We start from the raw sequence: 16,986 nt of genomic DNA, 5'->3' as shown, positions 1-16,986 counted from the left end.
CTACAATACAAAATTGTATAATAGAGTAGCCATAAAAGAGTGTAATACTCTAGACCTAGGGAAACTCACCTTTCAGGGAGGGAGTAATCAGATTTACACTTTTAGGTCTTTAATTTATTTATTAATATCTCTATATTGTTTTGAGATACATTATATATCTCAGCATCGAGGGTTGTATTTGGATCTTTTAAAGCGTGCCCCGTTAATACTAAAACAACTTTATCCTTTATATCTATGTACCCATTATTTAATAGTTTTTGATAAGCTGCCATTGCTGATGCAGAAGCGGGTTCTACACCAATACCTTCTTCTCTTGCAAGATAAATCTGTGCTTGCAATATTTCATTGTCACTGACCTTTAAAGCGCTTCCTTTAGACTCTGTAATTGCTTTTATTGCCTTCATATAATTAACAGGTTTTCCAATTCTAATAGCTGTTGCGATAGTTTCTGGGTTGTCAATAAATTCCATTTTATTATTGTTTATATAATTTACTATTGGAGAAGCTCCTTCTGCTTGAACTGCTATCATCTTAGGTACTTTATTTATAAAACTTAAATTTTCAAGCTCTTTAAACCCCTTCCATATAGCATAGATATTACCAGCATTGCCTGTTGGAACTATAACGAAATCTGGATTTCCTATATCTTCATATATTTCATAAGCTATCGTTTTCTGCCCCTCAAGTCTCCATGGATTAAACGAATTAACAGGATATATATCATTATCTTCGTTGAATATTTTTCTTACCCTACTCATAGCGTTATCAAAGTTGCCATCTACTTCAACTATTACAGCTCCATGTAATATTGATTGAAACAGTTTTCCTTTAGCTACCTTACCCTTTGGCAGGAAAAGTAAAGTCTTTAGGCCTGCTCTTGCGGCATATGCTGATGCTGATGCAGCAGTATTTCCTGTTGAAGCAGCAACAACTATTTTATATCCCAATGAATATGCTGAGCTAATTGCTACTGTCATTCCTCTATCTTTAAAGCTACCTGTAGGATTAAGTCCTTCGAATTTAAAGTATAAATTTTCATATTTTTTTGATTTTATTAAAGGGGTATTTCCTTCATTTAATGAAATTATTTTTTTATAATCTCCCGGTATTAATTCTTTATATCTCCAAACCCCTTTACCTCTTAAGTTATTTTTATTAAACGTTTCAAATTCGTTAATTATTTCGAGCAAGCCTCCACAAATAGGACAGACAATTAATTTTTGATCTATATTAAATGAAGCCCCACAAGAAAGGCACTTCATAGATCCTCGCTTGTCAATAATCTCACCAACTTATTAAAAATAAAATGTATTTATAAGCTTTTTGTTTGTTAATTGTTAACCGGGGGGTTGACAATTAATATACATCTTATGTAGTTCTAATTTTAAAAATTTATAGATAAAACTTTTCTTAACTTTATGATTTTTGGTGTAAAGTATGAAAATTTGCGAAAAGGAAGTAGGAGATATTGGCTTTGGAACTTGGGGAATAGGAGGAGGTTACTGGCAAAAGGATTTTACTAAAGACAGTGAGTCTATAGAAATTCTGAGGTATGCTTATTCAAAAGGGATTAAACTTTTTGATACTGAGAACGGCAAACCCTGCCCTGAAGGGCGGGGTAAAGTTTTTTAAATCAAAAATACTATTTCTATTTGAGATGCTCTTCAGATGCCTTCGTCTGGTCAACTCTTAAAACATGAGGAGCGGGAGCCGATTTCTCCCGCAATACCAGAAGAGGGCATCTACGAAGTTAATTATACAAATAAGAGAACAAATGTAGTACGCCTTTTTCCAAATGGTTATCAGGAAAGGAAGCTCAGAAAGCTATCTAATATCTCATCAAAGCTCTTCAACGAGTTGAACTATGAGAGGAGGCAACAGTTCTTCCATGAAAAGAAAGTGGACTTCAATACAACGTGGGATAAATACTACAAAAAATATAAGGAAGAGCTAAAAGTTAATGCTCAAGCAATAATGCAGAAAAACAATGAGGCTTGGTCATCTTATTTTTCTTTAATAAAGAAAAAAGGAGAACTACCAAAACATATTAAGCATATAAAACCACCAGGATATTGGATTGATAAAGATACTAAGAAGAGAAAGCTTTTACTTGTTATTAGACAAGATAGATATGAAATAGATGGAGTTAATCATAAAATTATTCTAAAAGATTTCAAAATGGAAATAGATTTTGCTGGTAGGTTAAGGTGGTACGGTAAGCAAGGTAGATTGGAGATATACTATGATGAAATAAGTAATGCATGGTATGCCTCAATACCAGTTGAAGTAGGTGTTGAGAAAACTAAAAAGGGAAAGAAGAGCAAGTATATTGTTTATGGTGAAAGGAAGAATATACAAGTTGAATCACCTAAAGGTAATAAAGTAGCTTCAATAGATTTAGGCATAAATAATTTGGCAAGCGTAGTATTAAACGATGGCACTTGGTTTCTTTACAAAGGTGTTAGGACTAAGGAAGACTATTTTTATTTAGAGAATAAGATATCACAAGTACAATCCTTAGCAGATAATACAAGAAACCTTGGTGAATATGAAGCATATGATGAATTATTAAAAGAGAAGAAAAGGCTTTTTAAGAAATTAATGAGAAGGCTTTTGCATTTATATAGGAATTTAGCGTCTCACATAATGAAGAAGTTACATGAATTAGGTGTTTCAACCATTTACTTAGGTTACCCATTTAACATTGCTCAGGAAAAGGGTAACAAATTTACAGTAAACATGTGGTCTTATCGTAAATTAATGATGGCAATTGAACTTAAAGCACAAGAATATGGCATTAAAGTATATGAAGTTATAGAATATAATACGTCCAGATACTGTGCTTATCATAATGTAGAAGTTAAAAGAAGACCTAGGGGAGTCATTAATTGTCCATTAAAACATAAACTTCATTCTGATTTAAATGGAGCTTTAAACATATTAAAGAAAGCAACAGGTAAAGTATTATCATCAATAAAGAAACCCCTATCTTTCATTGTAGAACATAATAGAGTAGCACCCGTAAAAGGGGTGTAACCCTTAAGACCTCAGGAAACTCGCCCTTCAGGGCGGGGAGGAGGTCAGTTATATCTAATACATTGGCCAAACAAGAGTGTCCCAATAGAGGAATCTATTAAAGCCTTGGAAGAACTAATCGATAAGGGAATTATTAATTGCATGGGAGTTAGCAACTTTGACGTTAATTTGCTTGAAAAAGCTATTAGTGCAGCAAAGAAATATGAAATAGCTGCAAATGAGATAGAGTATAACATTTTAAATAAATCTCCAGAAAAAGATATAATACCTTTTTCTAAAAAGAATAATATAAAAATTATAGCTTATTCTCCATTAGCAAAAGGTGAAGTAGCTTATATTAAACAACTTGAAGAAATTGGAAAAAAATATAATAAAACCCCAATACAAGTAGCGCTAAATTATCTAATGAGAAATTCAATACCAATACCTAAAGCTGCTAACAAAAAACACATAGATGAAATTATAGGATCTTTAGGGTGGCAATTAAGGGAAGAAGATTATAGATTTTTACAAAATAATATTTAATGCGCCGCGGGCGGGATTTGAACCCGCGCGGGGATTAACCCCATCGGCTTAGCAGGCCGACGCCCTACCGGGCTGGGCGACCGCGGCATCATTAACATGATTCAATTCATTGCCCAATTTACAGGGCTCAATATTTTATGCCACCCATTTTTTCAGAGTTGGCACATTATAGTAATTGATATATAAGGGTTTTTAAGGTTTTCAACGAATTTAATTTTAGTCTTCTATAAAGATTTAAGTCTAAATTTAATCAAAAAAAGTGGTGAACGTTATGTATGAGGTAAGGACGTTAACAATACATTATGGTAAGCCTTTACCTAACGATATTGATTATGCTAAAAAAGAGTTGGAAAAATTTTTTAGCAATTTTTCTGATGCCGTTGATGAATATAAGAGCAACTATAATATAAAGCCGACTTACCTTAGAATAGCATTTCCAAATCCACCATTTTTGGATGATTTAGATGGTTTCTTAAAGGAGCTTGAGTATTTTAGTGAAAAATATGCAATAAATTTAGGTCAAATAGACTCGAATTACAATAAATTAAACGAGGCCATAAAGTCAATAGCAGCTAATAAGATGTATTCATCAATAATGATGGAAGGTAACAGTTGGGATGAAGCTTTAAGCATATCGAGATCATTACATGAACTGGTATCTAATAACCCTGAATTTGGGGCAAACATTGGTGTAAACACTTTTAATGAAAAATATTTTATAACTCCATATTATCCTTTGGCTTCTGCAATACCTGGAAAAATTATGATTTCTGCAGCACTAACTTATCCCAATTACTTAAAGGATTCTTTTGCTAAAAATGGGTATGAGGGTATGATATCCTCAGTTGTAGAGGCAGGAAAATTGGCTCAAGACATGGCTTCATACATTGCAAACAAATTAAACATAGAATATGCTGGTGTAGATTTAAGCGTATCTCCATGGATGGAAGAGTCTAGTTTAGGATTAATAGAATTAGTTTCTGGGGTAAGATTACCTAAACCGGGCTTTGCATATGGTTTAAAAAAAGTTAATGAAGCTCTTAATCGTGCTTCAAAGTTTTTAAAAACTGTTGGATTTAACGAGGTAATGTTGCCTATAGCAGAGGATTCTAAATTAAAGGCGAGGGCAAGCGAAGGAGATTTAACAGCTAGGCATTTAGCTATGCTAAGCGGTGTCTGCTTAGCAGGATTAGATTTAGCTGTAGTACCATATGACATTAATGGTGTTGCAGGCCTCTTACTCGATGTATCAGCTTATTCAAAAACCAAGGCAAAAGCGTTGGGCGTAAGAATTATACCTGTTGAGAGCGTAGAACCTGGAGATAAAGTTGATTTAGGAAGGTTTGGGGAAACCCCTGTTATCTCCATTTAAAATACTTGCCGGCGGTGCAGGATTAACTATTTTTCCTTCTCCCTGAATTCCACATTCTTTATATGTGTTTAACCCTACTTGTAATAGTTCTTCTGGATTTTTATCGAAAAGGGCTATTATGGATGGGCCTGCGCCGCTTATAGCTACACCATAGGCACCAATATTTAATAGTCTTTCCTTTATTTCATTAAAGCATGGTACAGCCTTTGCCCTAGAACCCGTTACTATAGTATCGTTCATTGCTTTACCAGCAGCTTTAAGATCACCTTTTAATAATGAAGCAATCAAAATTCCGAGCTTTATAGAGTCTTGTGTATGATCTTTAAAGTCAACACTTTTTGGCAATAAAGACCTCATGTATTGTGTTTTGTTATTTAAATAAAAATTAGTTGGCCTAAATACAATAAAGTTTGCCTTTATTTCAAAATTATAAGCATATATCTGATTATCAATTTTTCCTACAATTGCTAAATTGCCAAGCAAGGAAGCTGCTACATTGTCATAATGCGGAACACCTGCAGATACTATTTCTCCTTGGCCGGCATATTTTATTAACTGCTCTTTGCTTAAATTTAAGTCCAAAAGATTTGATAATGCTAAAACTGCTGCAGCAGCACTGGCCCCGCTGCCTCCTAAACCTGAAGAAACCGGTATACCTTTGAAAATTTTTATAAAGATATCATAATTATTAATATTTAGATCCTTTACCATATATTTAATTGCATAAGCAGCACTGTTATTTTCGTTTACATTTGAAGAGAAAGGTCCTTCAATTTTTTCTACTTTAATATCCCCGTTTCCTTTTTTAGCTGATATAGCGACTACATCATAATACGCGTTGTGAGCTAATGATATTACATCAAAACCAGAGCCTAAATTTGCAGAACTTGAATAGGCCTTAGCCCACACTTCTTCCATTCTAATCACCTTTAGGTTAAAATCGAATATTTAAAGAATAAATATTTTTTCTATAATGTTTTAGTAACTTATAATCTTGGAATCTGACAAAATATCAAATAGATTAATTAAATCGTCATTGTTAACGTATTTTCTACCGTACTCTGCTAAAAGTAGTAGATAAATTTCTTTCAATGGTCTATTCTTTGATAAAAAGAATGCTTCTCTAAAGTAAACAGTTGTGCTCATAGTATTTTTATTTATTATGTTTGCAGCCTTTAATGCTAAATCAAGGTTATATTTTGCTAAAGTCCTTAAGCCTTCAATAATAGGTGGCTTGCTTTTTATAATGTTGTCTCCCTTTCCTTCTGTATTGATATCGACCTCATTTTTTTGCAAATTAAACATTTCAGGTAATAATTTTAATGCTAACTTTGCAGATTCTATATCATCGTTTGATAAATGATTAAATACTATTTGATTTAATAAATCATTATAAAAATCATATGTATCTATATCAATGGTTGTTAAAATATATGTGCCCAAAGAAGCTATGGATGATGATAACTTGAGCATTTCTCTCGATATTCTATTCAAATCATCTAAATCCGTATGGTATGCATAATCAGGCCATTGGTTTAACATAACTGATGGTATTCCATAGGCTATTGTAACATCATGGTCGCTACCTCCATCATAGGTAGATAAAGATAACCTGTCAAAACCGATCTTTTTTGAAATTAGTCTAGCTGAATAATATATTGCAGCACTTGACTTGGAAATACTGCTTATGCTGTTACTTATTACTTTTAAGGGACCATCCTTATCGCTAGGATATACACCTACCATGTCTAAGTTTATTGCTTCTGTAACTAAGTTGGAAAGCCAAGAACCAAAAACAACAGAGCTTCCAGTGTATTCTGGGAACCATATAAATCTAATGGTTTCGTTAGGTGCTTTTATTTCATTTTTTTGTATCATTTCGCTTAAAACTATTGCCGTTTCTATTAAAGATGCTGTACCGCTTCCATTATCATTTGCACCCGGGCTTGGATGGCACATATGTGCCATAAGAATTGGACCCTTTGAATTTTTATCTCCAATCCATGCAAGAACGTAGGGAAATCCAGGATCTTTTTTTATATCAGCATCAAGATACAGAGATACTTCCTTATCTTCAATGCTGTTAACTAAATAGTTTGGTATTGATACTGCAGGGATGGTATATTTGTTCGCTTCTTCTCTACTTAAAAATAATGATTTATATGGAACTGCATCTGGAGGAGAACTTTTGGAATATAATAGAACGCCTAAAGCGTTATTTTCATAAGCCAACCTATAAACTATATAAGATATCCCATCCGATACAACGAATTTTCCTTTAACATCTTTGTATTCATCAGGATCATTCCAATTATTAATTATAACTGCTTTTCCAACAACTTTTCCGTCAGAGGGAGGACTATGAGCTACTGGTAATGTTGGGTGCTGTTTACTGTTTAACTCTATGTCTCCTATTTTTATCCAAGTAAATCTATGAATCCATCCTGTTGGAGCACCGATCCAATCAGGCACAGAAGTGCCTCCAAATTTTAGCATTTCTACGTTTAAATTTTCAGAAGAATTTTCAATAAGAGTCTTTTCAATAAATTTTGCGGCATCTAGTATCTCAATTCCCCCTTGTATCCTGTTAAACTTTGTGTAAGAAGATAAGATTCTATAAACCCTATAATCATTAGTATATTTTAAAATTTTGCTATATGTATTTCCCATAGCTTCAATTTCTTTTATCATAAACGCTCCCATTAGTTTGTAAGCTATAAAGTAAATTAATTTTTTGCTAAATTATGAGCTTTTTAAGTCTGAAAATATATTAAAAATAGGGTTAAGCTGTTGGTACTAGACGGCCTAAGAAATGCAGTTTCAAAGTTTTTAAAAGGAGGCAGTACATATAAAGATTCTGTAGAAGAATTTATTAGGGATCTTCAAAGAGAGTTAATAAAATCAGATGTCAATCTAAAGGTAGTAAAAGAATTAAGTGAAAATATAAGGAAAAAAGCATTAGAAGAGGAGCCTCCTTCAGGTATAAGCAGGAAAGAATGGTTTATTAAAGTAGTTTATGATCAACTAAGTGAATTATTTGGAGGAGATATAAGTGTAGATGTTGAACCTAAAAAAACTCCATGGATAATTTTATTAGTAGGAGTTCAAGGCTCTGGGAAAACTACAACTGCAGGTAAATTGGCATACTATTATACTAAGAAAGGTTACAAGGTTGGCTTAATCGCAGCAGATACTTATAGGCCCGGGGCTTTTGAGCAATTAAAGACTCTTGCAAATTTGAGCAGTTCAATGTTTTATGGTGATCTAAATAATAAGAACGCAGAAGATATATCCAAAAAAGGGGTTGAAGAACTTAAATCAAAGAACGCAGAAATAATAATAATAGATACGGCTGGAAGGCATGGATATGGTAATGAAAAAAGCCTTTTAGAAGAAATGAAAAACATATCTAATAAAGTTAAACCAGATGAAGTTATGTTAGTTTTAGATGCTGCAATAGGTCAAAAAGCCTATGACTTAGCAAAACAGTTTCATGAAACAACTCCTATTGGTTCGCTAATTGTTACGAAGCTTGATGGAACTGCTAAAGGTGGAGGAGTACTATCTGCAATAGCAGCTACAGGAGCTAAAGTTAAATTTATTGGAACAGGTGAGAAAATAGAAGAACTAGAAGTTTTTAATCCGACAAAGTTTGTTTCAAGACTTCTTGGTTTAGGTGATATAGATGCTCTCCTAGAGAAAATTAAAAGTGCTCAGGAAAGCATTAACATTGAAAAAATACAAGAGGACTTAGCCAAAGGAAAAATCAACATGAGAACGCTATATGCTCAAATTAAGAGTTTAAGGAAAATGGGTCCATTTAGCAAAATACTCCAAATGCTTCCAACGAGCTCCTTACCAATGCAAATAAAAGACGAGCAGTTAAAGGTTGGTGAAGAAAAAATTACAAAATGGCTTCATATTATAGAAAGTATGACTTATGAGGAACTAGATAATCCAGAGTTAATTGATAGAAAAAGAATGAAAAGGATAGCGTTAGGAAGCGGTACAACTGTTGAAGATGTTAAAGATTTACTTAATTACTATAAGAACTTGAAGACCATAATGAAGAGGATAAGAAGAGATAGGGGTATATTGAGAAAGCTTGGAATAGAAAACATGGAAGACTAAATTACTGGAGCATTTTTGCCTTTATTTATTGTTATTTCAATTGAGGAGATTTTTTTGATATTTCCTTTTTCATCAGATACCTCTTCTTCGAATATATTTAAATCCTTTAAAATTAAATCCTTATAATACATATTTCTAAGATATTCAACCATGTCAACTGCTTTACATATGTTTGAACCCCTTGCCCTAATTTTTATCTCATCAACATTTTCATAGTTGAAAAACCTAATAGCTATCAATGCATAGTTCATTAAAGGTTTTTTACCTATATATATCGTGTTTTGTTGTTTTTCTGACAACTTTATCACCTCTATTAAATAATAATAAATAATATTAAAAAGTATTTGTTTCTAAATTTTAGATATAAATTAAATAATGGTATGAAATTAAATATCTTATGATATTAACAAAATTAATCACAATAATGCATTGAAAACTAAAAATTATTATAATTTTTGTATATTATTTTTTCTCATTAAAACTTCGATTAAAATCGATATTACAACCAAAGCGAGTCCTAATTCTAATCCATTAATTAATGAAATATGGCCATAACCTGTTACTTTAAAGCTTTCTGTTATTAGAACTGTAGAGGAATTAGGAAATGCTAAAACTACAATGCTTTCTTCCGGATTTAAACTTGTTTTAACGATATAACTGTTTCCTATTTTTTGAGCATTCTTAACTAATCCCTGAAACGCTTGTTCTACTACGATTGGGTTGCCTTGCATACCTGTTACCAAGTAATAAACTCCAGTTTGAAAATCATCATGTGAAATAGTATTAACAGTTTTCAATCCAAGACCTTTTGCCTCTCCTAATAGTGTAAGGGGATTTCCGGTTAAATTTAGATAAAGCGCCTGTGAAACCCCAGTTATGTTTATTTGGGCTATACCTGAACTTGCAGGAATAATAGCAGCTAGAATCGCTGGAGTCGATTGTGAATTATAGCCTATATTCCAAGAAGAATAAGTTTTTACGCCGTACTGAGTTGCAAACACAGATGCTATAATCAATGCAATTGCGATACCAAATAAAACTCTAGGCAAGAGCTTTTTGAACCAAAACATTATGCTTCAAACCTCCTTGTAAAATAAATAATATAAGTTATAAAGAGAGAAATAAATATTACAGGTACAACAAAAAGTTCCCAAATTGGTGTATTAATTCCTGTTAATATATCATAAACAGGATTATACAGTCCCATAGAATTTGATATGTTCGTTAAGATTTTAATATTGTCAATAGAACCGATCAGAGCTAATATTACACTTGTTGCAGTATATCCAAAATACCCGGTTATACTAACTACTGCAGCAGTGCCAGTACTTTTACTCTTATTTGAGGCCAGAACAAATATAGAGCCATACAGTTGGGCCTGAATCAGATACGCAACCCACATAATTAGAAATTCGTTTACATTTTTTCCAACGACAGGGTATAACATTATGCCTGCAACCAAAGCCGGGATTCCCAGCAATATTATAGAAGGTAGCAAAACTCGTGTTAAGTAAATCATTAAAGATACATTTCTTCTAGATATTGGATAAGTTAAATACAACGACATAACTCCAGTTTGAACTAAATTAACAAGGTCAGAAGAAGCTCTTAAAGCTAAATAAAGTGATGTAACAAATAGGACGGCCCCCAATACAGCATTACTAACTGCAGGTGGTGTTGTAACAGGTTCGAGTACTGATAATATACCACTAAGCGTCGCTACCAGTATAAGCATTATATCAAAGCTTGGCGGTCTTAAAGAATCCCAAAGATCTATTAAAGCAAGTTCCAACGATTTTTTTGCTGACATTTTTATCCCTCAAGTATTTCCTCTATCCCTGGTTCTATTAATTCTATTCCATATACTTGCTGGCCCTTCTTCACTTGATCTGATATTAAATTTAATAGTATAGATGTCTTTTCATTGTCTTCCGTTTTAACGTATATGTTTCCTCCTTCAACATTTACATAAAATCCATTTTTCTCTAAAATTTCCTTAATTATAGATGGATCTTTACACCTAATCCTAGCAATAGAGATATTTTTAACAATATCGTCAGGTTCTCCTACTTTTAATATTTTACCAGATTTCATTATAGTTATCTTTGATGACACTCTTAATATCTCTGGTAATACATGACTAGATATAATTATAGTAAGATCTTTTTCTTTGTTTATTTTTAAAAATAGATCTAATATCTTATTTCTTTCCACAGGATCTAAATTACTTGTAGGCTCATCTGCAATTATTATTTCAGGTTCAGCTATCAACGCATGAGCTATAGCAGCCCTTTGTCTTTGCCCCGCGCTTAGTTGTGAGAAGGCTTTATTTTCATTACCAGCTAATCCTACTAAATCTATTACCTCTTTTATATTACTAGGGCTTTTATTATATATTTTCGAAACATGAGTTAAAAATTCAATAATAGGCATGCTAATAGGTAATGATGGTCTCTCAAATATGACTCCAATTTTTTCTCTTGCCGATGGATCATAAAACGGATCCTTATTAAATATTAGAACCTTTCCTCCATCTCTTCTTAATAAACCTAACGATACTTTTATTAGTGTTGATTTTCCTGCTCCATTCGGACCTACAATAGCCACAATTTCGCCTTTTTTGACTTTTAATGAAACATTGCTCAAAGCAGTTGTTTTCCCATACCTTTTTGTTACGTTCTCAATCACTATTAGATCGTCCATTTTATTCCCCCGCTTTATTAATAGGCTAAAAGATATATAGATATTTAAATACATTTATCTTTTATTTCAAATACTATGCTTTCATAGCCAGATATTTTGGTACCTTTTGAAACATATAGAAAAGCGTAATTGTTTTCAAATTCATGATTTCCAGGAGAATCTATTTTTATAAATTTACCACATTTTGGAAGAACCCAAGTAACTGAGTAGTCATATTCTGCAGTAGTTTCATCATATATATTTTCATAAGTGTTTTTCCCATCTGCTAATTTGATAGGAATTTCTATATAAAAAGTAACGTAGGATATTTTAGGTATTTTAACCCCTATTTTAGAATATTTAACGACAGGAAAAACATAATTCCCATTTATTATTGTCTTCTCTCCATTAATTTGCTTTTGCATTTCTGTTTTTAACCTCTCTTCTTCATTCTTTTTTTGCATTTCTTTTTTAATTAGGTTATAATATTCCTTATTCTCATCAAAATAATCGAATGTTATTACATAAAATATATCATTTTTTGTTACGTTGATTGTACCAATTCCATAAATAGGTATTGTCATTATTAAAACCTCTACATATTTTAATTTTTTTATACCTCTATTATATGGTGATGATTATGAATAATAAATGTAACGCAATTGTAACAGCCTCTACAAAGGGCATAGGATACCAAGCTGCTCTATCATTGGCAGAAAAAGGGTGTAACTTAATTATAAATTCGAGAAATAAAGATAATATAGATAAGGCTATAGAAGAGCTAAGAAAAAAGAAAATTAAGGTATATGGCATAAAGGGTGATTTATCTAACAAGAAGGATATAGATAAAATATTTGGATATGCTATTAGGAAATTGGGAAGTATTGATGTAGTAGTTATGAATTATGGAAATCCTATATGCGAGCCATGTGATATAATAAACGCCTCATATGATGATTGGGTTTATGCTTTTAACATGTACATATATTCTACTGCGGAGGCTATGAATTATGTTTACAAATATAATAAGAAAAAGACAAATTTTGTCATTATATCAAGTTTTTCCATTTATTCTCCTATGGATTCTACAGCTATATCTGATATTATTAGAATCAGTTTAGTCTCTTTGATAAAAACATATTCAAGGCTTTATTCAGACAGGATAAGAGCTAATGCTTTATTGTTAGGGAGTTTTAAAACAGAAGGTTCAGAAAGCTTAATTAGAAGTTTGGCCAAGAAATTTAATATAAGTGAAGAAGAATTTTGGGATAGGTATGTCAAAGGACTGTCGCCATTAAAAAGATTGGGTAGGTTTGATGAATTAGGCAATATAATATCTTTTTTGGCTTTTTCTCCAGAGTATTTATCTGGCTCAATAATATTATTTGATGGAAGTTCTCTTAATTGTATTATTTAAATTATTATTGAAAGAAAATTTTATATAAAAATTATTGTATTAACATATGGAAACTCAGATAATTATTATATAGATTCTCTCATATAGAAAAATACATATCTAGATTTATTCCTTATTTGGGAAAACGCTAAACTAAAAAATCTTGGCAATACAATTAAAATGGTGTAAAAATTGAAATATAAAAGCTTAGAATCTTTAGTTAAAGGTAAGAACGTCTTCGTTTTCGGGGCAGGTGGCGGAGGGGATATAGTTGGCGCATATCATGTTTCAAACAAAGTGAAAAAAGCTGGGGGCAATATTATTATAGGCAGTGTTGTATGGGAAAGGTTTACCATAGATCCATATCCAGGTCCAATACCATTAGAAATGATGGTCAATGTTGAACCCATAGGATATTCTGCTGCTATTGTTAATTCAGATTCATATGCTCTTAGGTATGGAATGGAAGTTGAACCTCAAATTACAAAATTTGTGAAAGTAACTGGAGAAAAGGCTATATTTATTGATTTAACTAAAGGTACTGAAGGTGTTATTAGAGGCATAAATGATGTTGCTGAAAATTATGATATAGATGTAGTTGTTGGTGTAGATGTTGGTGGAGATATATTAAGTCTTGGATGTGAAGAAAATCTATGGAGTCCATTAGCTGATTCGATTTCATTAAGCGCTTTGTATCAACTAAATTTTGACAGAACTCTGGCAGTATATGGTCCAGGAGGAGACGGAGAACTTGATACTAATACTGTTTTGAAATATGTTAGCGATATAAGCAAGCAAGAAGGTTTAATAGAAATTTTAGGTATGAGTTATGAAGATTCCGAATTATTAGAAAAATTAATTAAAAATGTTTACACTGAAGCATCTTTAATTCCTCTATTATCATTTAAAGGGGAATATGGAAATAAAATGATAAGGAATAATACAAGACTTGTTAAACTTTCACCAATCCTTTCAACATCTTATTTATTGGATGTTGATATTGTTTATAATAGAAGCGAATTGCCAAAGTTTGTTAAAGGGACAGGAGGAATTGGACAAGCCAATCAAGCTTTAAATGATCATTGCATATATACAGAATTAGACCTAGAAAATGATTTAATGAAGCTGAGAAGCGAGCAGTCAAGCAAGCCTATCAACTTAAATGATATAAGACAACAGGGTATAAGCAATTTAATAAAGAGAAACTGTGATCCTATAAAATGTTAATCTTATGTTTCTTGCTCCTCACTTTGTTGTATAACTTTTTTCTTGGTTTTGTATTCTGTTAATAAATCCTCTAGGCTATCAATTCTTTGTATAAGATAGTCCATAGTCTCCTCGATTTGTCTATATTTGCCTTCTAGCAGGGTCATCTTAACTCTTACATCTTTTTCGACTTTGTCTAATCTATTGGAGATATTTGCTATTATTATATTATCTTCATTTTTATTTGAAAAACCGCCTTGCAAACCATTTTTTATGTATAGTTTTATTAGATCAGTTATTTGGATACCTATTTCGTCTGATTTGTTTTTGAGTTCGCTATACATTTGGTCGCTTAGAGATAAGTGCACAGTAGGCAACTTCTGTCTCCTCCTATTAAGAGTAGTACTGAGAGAGGCCTAATATATTCTTTTGCTCGCAGTATTCTTATTGTAAGAGAACTCTTGATAAATGTCGTGCGTATTAAATAAAAGTCTTGCTTGCATAATACAAGGTGGGTGTTACTGAATAGGTGAGCAGTTAATGAAAGTTGTTTCGTTCAAGTTGGAAGATGAGCTGCTTGAGATACTAGAGGAATATTCCAAAAAAAGGAATGTTACAAAAAGTGAAATTATAAGAAGAGCACTTCAGAATTACATAATGGCAGATAAAGACAAACCCTTTGTAACTAAAAGAATAAAAATTTATACTTAAAAAATTGAATGTTATTCTTTGGGTAATTTTATAATTACGGGCTCTTTCTCAAATTGTTTTAAGTCAACTCCTGGTAGGGTTGTTGCTTCTGGTGGCAATGGAACTCTTTCTCCTTTTTCTGGCGGGGCAGATAAAACTTGAGAAGATTTTTTCTTATAGAATCCAAGTCTGTATTTAAATAGTTTGCTGCGCAATCCTTGAATTGCACCTGCTGGGTCAACGGCCTTTGGACAAACTGCGCTACATGTAGCAGCAAAGTGGCATCTGTGACAACCATGTTCACTATCTACGATGGCAAATCTTTCTTTATGGCCTTCATCTCTAACATCATTTATAAATCTGAAAGTATACATAAGCGCTTGAGGCCCCAAATATTCTGGATCTGCAGCGACTACTGGACAAGAAGAGTAACAAAGACCGCAGAAAATACAATTGCTAAATTGTAATATGTCAATAAACTCTTCTGGATCCATCTTTAGGTGGCCTTTGGGATTCTCTTGTTCTTCGACATCTTTTCTTATTAGATATGGTTTAATGCTTCTATGTTTGTTGAAAAAGTCTGAGAAATCTGTCATAAGATCTTTAACTATTGGGAAGTTAGGTAATGGTTCAACAGTTACAACTGGTCTTGCGTTGCTTGTTACCTGTGAAACTTGTGTTTGGCATGCAAGCATTGGTGTACCATTTATATTAACTCCGCAGCTTCCGCATAATCCCATTCTGCAACTATATCTGACAGCTAATGTATGATCAGTATTTTCTTTTATATCTAGCAGAACATCAAGCATTGTCATACCTTTATGTGTCTCTACTTTATATTCCTGCCACCATATTTTCTTTGTTTCTGGATTATATCTTCTAACCCTAACTGTTATTACTTTGGGAGGTAATTTTGTTGCTGCTTCAATATCTAATGCCATCCCATCTCACCTCAATATGCTGGTAACTTAACTATTGTAAGCGCTGCTATAGCTGCAAACACAATGAATACTAGCCAAAATAGCACATTTATTATATTATTATATGTTTTTCCTTGATGTAATTCAAATAACATTCCTCTCACTCCGTTTAATCCGTGAAATAGAGCAACCCATGCTAAAAGTAATAAAGCCCATCCTGCCTCTTTGTATTGATTATAAACGAAGGCGCTTGTTAAAGTTTGATCGAATGTAGATACATTGAATAACCATGGAATTCTTTGCAATAGATGGTAACCTAACAAAAATATAAGAAGTATGGCAGTTATATATTGCCAAACTTGTATATTAGATGCTTTATTTTCCATTTCCATCACCCAAATATTAAGAATGCAGAAAATGCCCATAAAACAAGGGCAACGACAAACTCAATATAAAGCCAAGTTCTTTGAGGAGCATTAAGAGTGGGTGCTTCATATGGTGGCTTGGGCTCGACTGGTTTTCCAATACCTAAGCCAAAGAATTCAGTCAATAAAAGCCTAAATCCATTTAATGCATGGAAAAGAACGGCTCCTGCAACAATCCATTCTCCTAACCTTGCCCACCAAGCACTTTCTATGCCCATTATGTAAGTCCATGCAGACCAGCCAGAAAGGCCGTTGATAGGAACGTATTGAGACCAGACAGGTGAATCAGTTTCTAAAATATGAGCTAGTAAAAATGCTATTATTATAAATCCAGTTACTCTATGCAATACAAATGCTACTCTTTCTGGGTTGTTTTTGGCACGAATTAGCCAAGGATTTAAGCTAGCCTTCCAAAAGCCCTGTCTGTTCTCCATTTCAATTCTCCTAAATTTTTCATCATCTGACATAATAACACCTCCTAATATTTCCTTTCTACAGGTTTCCATGTATTAATTGTAACATGCCAATATATAAATCTGAGATCATCTGCTCCATCTCTTATTACTACAGTATGCTTTAACCAATTTTCATCATCTCTTTTAG

The 16,986-nt window shown here is 32.6% G+C and carries 21 protein-coding genes and 1 tRNA gene; 8 read left to right on the top strand and 14 right to left on the bottom strand.

What is annotated here, in order from left to right:
• Window positions 1-101: 101 nt before the first annotated feature.
• Window positions 102-1,262, bottom strand: coding sequence for a threonine synthase (gene thrC, locus RXO53_RS05480; RefSeq protein ID WP_410713245.1), 1,161 nt, complete (start codon window positions 1,260-1,262; stop codon window positions 102-104).
• Between the two features lie 175 nt (window positions 1,263-1,437).
• Between thrC and RXO53_RS05475 the strand changes: the two genes are divergently transcribed.
• The 3 genes from RXO53_RS05475 (at window position 1,438) to RXO53_RS05465 (ending at window position 3,561) form a co-directional block, all read left to right on the top strand.
• Window positions 1,438-1,632, top strand: coding sequence for an aldo/keto reductase (locus tag RXO53_RS05475; RefSeq protein WP_410713244.1), 195 nt, complete (start codon window positions 1,438-1,440; stop codon window positions 1,630-1,632).
• Window positions 1,633-1,668: 36 nt separating this feature from the next.
• The gene (locus RXO53_RS05470; RefSeq protein ID WP_410713243.1) at window positions 1,669-3,036 is read left to right on the top strand and encodes an RNA-guided endonuclease InsQ/TnpB family protein; all 1,368 of its coding nucleotides are present in this window, start codon (window positions 1,669-1,671) and stop codon (window positions 3,034-3,036) included.
• A gap of 105 nt (window positions 3,037-3,141) precedes the next feature.
• Window positions 3,142-3,561 (top strand): aldo/keto reductase, encoded by a 420-nt coding sequence (locus RXO53_RS05465; protein ID WP_410713242.1) that lies wholly within the window; start codon window positions 3,142-3,144, stop codon window positions 3,559-3,561.
• A 2-nt stretch (window positions 3,562-3,563) separates the two neighbouring features.
• Here the strand turns inward: RXO53_RS05465 and RXO53_RS05460 are convergent.
• Window positions 3,564-3,648: transfer RNA gene (locus RXO53_RS05460), tRNA-Ser, on the bottom strand.
• Between the two features lie 184 nt (window positions 3,649-3,832).
• On the opposite strand from RXO53_RS05460, the gene RXO53_RS05455 reads away from it, so the two are divergent.
• On the top strand, window positions 3,833-4,933 hold the full coding sequence (locus tag RXO53_RS05455) for a DUF711 family protein (RefSeq protein WP_410713241.1): 1,101 nt from the start codon (window positions 3,833-3,835) through the stop codon (window positions 4,931-4,933).
• Here the strand turns inward: RXO53_RS05455 and RXO53_RS05450 are convergent.
• Together RXO53_RS05450 and RXO53_RS05445 are read right to left on the bottom strand one after the other, a co-directional pair.
• Window positions 4,895-5,851 carry a homoserine kinase gene (locus tag RXO53_RS05450; protein WP_410713240.1) on the bottom strand — a complete coding sequence of 319 codons (957 nt, stop codon included), beginning with the start codon at window positions 5,849-5,851 and terminating at the stop codon, window positions 4,895-4,897. The two genes, RXO53_RS05455 and RXO53_RS05450, sit on opposite strands and share 39 nt — an antisense overlap.
• A 60-nt stretch (window positions 5,852-5,911) precedes the next feature.
• On the bottom strand, window positions 5,912-7,624 hold the full coding sequence (locus tag RXO53_RS05445) for a DUF4910 domain-containing protein (protein ID WP_410713239.1): 1,713 nt from the start codon (window positions 7,622-7,624) through the stop codon (window positions 5,912-5,914).
• Window positions 7,625-7,723: 99 nt separating this feature from the next.
• On the opposite strand from RXO53_RS05445, the gene RXO53_RS05440 reads away from it, so the two are divergent.
• On the top strand, window positions 7,724-9,064 hold the full coding sequence (locus RXO53_RS05440) for a signal recognition particle protein Srp54 (protein WP_410713238.1): 1,341 nt from the start codon (window positions 7,724-7,726) through the stop codon (window positions 9,062-9,064).
• On the opposite strand, the gene albA is transcribed toward RXO53_RS05440, so the two are convergent.
• The 5 genes from albA to RXO53_RS05415 all read right to left on the bottom strand — a co-directional run bounded on the left by albA (window position 9,061) and on the right by RXO53_RS05415 (window position 12,330).
• A complete protein-coding gene (albA, locus tag RXO53_RS05435; protein ID WP_410713237.1) occupies window positions 9,061-9,363 on the bottom strand; it encodes a DNA/RNA-binding protein AlbA in 303 nt (100 codons plus the stop codon). The genes RXO53_RS05440 and albA overlap by 4 nt on opposite strands.
• A gap of 147 nt (window positions 9,364-9,510) precedes the next feature.
• Window positions 9,511-10,113 carry a hypothetical protein gene (locus RXO53_RS05430; protein ID WP_410713236.1) on the bottom strand — a complete coding sequence of 201 codons (603 nt, stop codon included), beginning with the start codon at window positions 10,111-10,113 and terminating at the stop codon, window positions 9,511-9,513.
• A 20-nt stretch (window positions 10,114-10,133) separates the two neighbouring features.
• The gene (locus RXO53_RS05425; RefSeq protein ID WP_410713235.1) at window positions 10,134-10,874 is read right to left on the bottom strand and encodes a hypothetical protein; all 741 of its coding nucleotides are present in this window, start codon (window positions 10,872-10,874) and stop codon (window positions 10,134-10,136) included.
• Between the two features lie 2 nt (window positions 10,875-10,876).
• Window positions 10,877-11,767, bottom strand: a complete 891-nt coding sequence (locus RXO53_RS05420) for an ABC transporter ATP-binding protein (RefSeq protein ID WP_410713234.1) — start codon at window positions 11,765-11,767, stop codon at window positions 10,877-10,879.
• 44 nt (window positions 11,768-11,811) lie between these two features.
• Window positions 11,812-12,330: a hypothetical protein gene (locus RXO53_RS05415; RefSeq protein WP_410713233.1), complete on the bottom strand. Its 519-nt coding sequence runs from the start codon at window positions 12,328-12,330 to the stop codon at window positions 11,812-11,814.
• 56 nt (window positions 12,331-12,386) lie between these two features.
• Here RXO53_RS05415 and RXO53_RS05410 point away from each other — a divergent pair, with 56 nt between their 5' ends.
• Together RXO53_RS05410 and RXO53_RS05405 are read left to right on the top strand one after the other, a co-directional pair.
• Window positions 12,387-13,163: an SDR family oxidoreductase gene (locus tag RXO53_RS05410; protein WP_410713232.1), complete on the top strand. Its 777-nt coding sequence runs from the start codon at window positions 12,387-12,389 to the stop codon at window positions 13,161-13,163.
• A 171-nt stretch (window positions 13,164-13,334) separates the two neighbouring features.
• Window positions 13,335-14,369 (top strand): DUF1152 domain-containing protein, encoded by a 1,035-nt coding sequence (locus RXO53_RS05405; protein WP_410713231.1) that lies wholly within the window; start codon window positions 13,335-13,337, stop codon window positions 14,367-14,369.
• A gap of 2 nt (window positions 14,370-14,371) precedes the next feature.
• Here RXO53_RS05405 and RXO53_RS05400 read toward each other — a convergent pair whose 3' ends face one another.
• Complete coding sequence (locus RXO53_RS05400; RefSeq protein ID WP_410713246.1) at window positions 14,372-14,716, bottom strand: hypothetical protein; 345 nt, start codon at window positions 14,714-14,716, stop codon at window positions 14,372-14,374.
• A 172-nt stretch (window positions 14,717-14,888) separates the two neighbouring features.
• Here RXO53_RS05400 and RXO53_RS05395 point away from each other — a divergent pair, with 172 nt between their 5' ends.
• A complete protein-coding gene (locus tag RXO53_RS05395) occupies window positions 14,889-15,059 on the top strand; it encodes a ribbon-helix-helix protein, CopG family (protein WP_410713230.1) in 171 nt (56 codons plus the stop codon).
• Between the two features lie 11 nt (window positions 15,060-15,070).
• Here RXO53_RS05395 and RXO53_RS05390 read toward each other — a convergent pair whose 3' ends face one another.
• The 4 genes from RXO53_RS05390 to RXO53_RS05375 all read right to left on the bottom strand — a co-directional run.
• Window positions 15,071-15,979, bottom strand: a complete 909-nt coding sequence (locus tag RXO53_RS05390; protein WP_410713229.1) for a succinate dehydrogenase/fumarate reductase iron-sulfur subunit — start codon at window positions 15,977-15,979, stop codon at window positions 15,071-15,073.
• 11 nt (window positions 15,980-15,990) lie between these two features.
• Window positions 15,991-16,344, bottom strand: a complete 354-nt coding sequence (locus tag RXO53_RS05385; RefSeq protein ID WP_410713228.1) for a succinate:quinone oxidoreductase — start codon at window positions 16,342-16,344, stop codon at window positions 15,991-15,993.
• 5 nt (window positions 16,345-16,349) lie between these two features.
• Window positions 16,350-16,850, bottom strand: coding sequence for a succinate dehydrogenase (locus RXO53_RS05380; RefSeq protein WP_410713227.1), 501 nt, complete (start codon window positions 16,848-16,850; stop codon window positions 16,350-16,352).
• A gap of 11 nt (window positions 16,851-16,861) precedes the next feature.
• On the bottom strand, window positions 16,862-16,986 hold a 125-nt coding region (locus RXO53_RS05375), incomplete at its 5' end, for a hypothetical protein (RefSeq protein ID WP_410712942.1).

It is taken from the genome of Caldisphaera sp. (assembly GCF_046536515.1).
GTDB lineage: Archaea > Thermoproteota > Thermoprotei_A > Sulfolobales > Acidilobaceae > Caldisphaera.
This window is presented reverse-complemented; position numbering and strand designations above follow the sequence as displayed.

What these genes read in the sequence shown, in the direction of transcription:
- RXO53_RS05475 (WP_410713244.1), top strand. Translation starts at nt 1,438, where the DNA reads ATGAAAATTTGCGAAAAGGAAGTAGGAGATATTGGCTTTGGAACTTGG.
- RXO53_RS05385 (WP_410713228.1), bottom strand. Translation starts at nt 16,344, where the DNA reads ATGGAAAATAAAGCATCTAATATACAAGTTTGGCAATATATAACTGCC.
- RXO53_RS05425 (WP_410713235.1), bottom strand. Translation starts at nt 10,874, where the DNA reads ATGTCAGCAAAAAAATCGTTGGAACTTGCTTTAATAGATCTTTGGGAT.
- thrC (WP_410713245.1), bottom strand. Translation starts at nt 1,262, where the DNA reads ATGAAGTGCCTTTCTTGTGGGGCTTCATTTAATATAGATCAAAAATTA.
- RXO53_RS05390 (WP_410713229.1), bottom strand. Translation starts at nt 15,979, where the DNA reads ATGGCATTAGATATTGAAGCAGCAACAAAATTACCTCCCAAAGTAATA.
- RXO53_RS05395 (WP_410713230.1), top strand. Translation starts at nt 14,889, where the DNA reads ATGAAAGTTGTTTCGTTCAAGTTGGAAGATGAGCTGCTTGAGATACTA.
- RXO53_RS05455 (WP_410713241.1), top strand. Translation starts at nt 3,833, where the DNA reads ATGTATGAGGTAAGGACGTTAACAATACATTATGGTAAGCCTTTACCT.
- RXO53_RS05445 (WP_410713239.1), bottom strand. Translation starts at nt 7,624, where the DNA reads ATGATAAAAGAAATTGAAGCTATGGGAAATACATATAGCAAAATTTTA.
- RXO53_RS05470 (WP_410713243.1), top strand. Translation starts at nt 1,669, where the DNA reads ATGCCTTCGTCTGGTCAACTCTTAAAACATGAGGAGCGGGAGCCGATT.
- RXO53_RS05380 (WP_410713227.1), bottom strand. Translation starts at nt 16,850, where the DNA reads ATGTCAGATGATGAAAAATTTAGGAGAATTGAAATGGAGAACAGACAG.
- RXO53_RS05420 (WP_410713234.1), bottom strand. Translation starts at nt 11,767, where the DNA reads ATGGACGATCTAATAGTGATTGAGAACGTAACAAAAAGGTATGGGAAA.
- RXO53_RS05415 (WP_410713233.1), bottom strand. Translation starts at nt 12,330, where the DNA reads ATGACAATACCTATTTATGGAATTGGTACAATCAACGTAACAAAAAAT.
- RXO53_RS05410 (WP_410713232.1), top strand. Translation starts at nt 12,387, where the DNA reads ATGAATAATAAATGTAACGCAATTGTAACAGCCTCTACAAAGGGCATA.
- RXO53_RS05450 (WP_410713240.1), bottom strand. Translation starts at nt 5,851, where the DNA reads ATGGAAGAAGTGTGGGCTAAGGCCTATTCAAGTTCTGCAAATTTAGGC.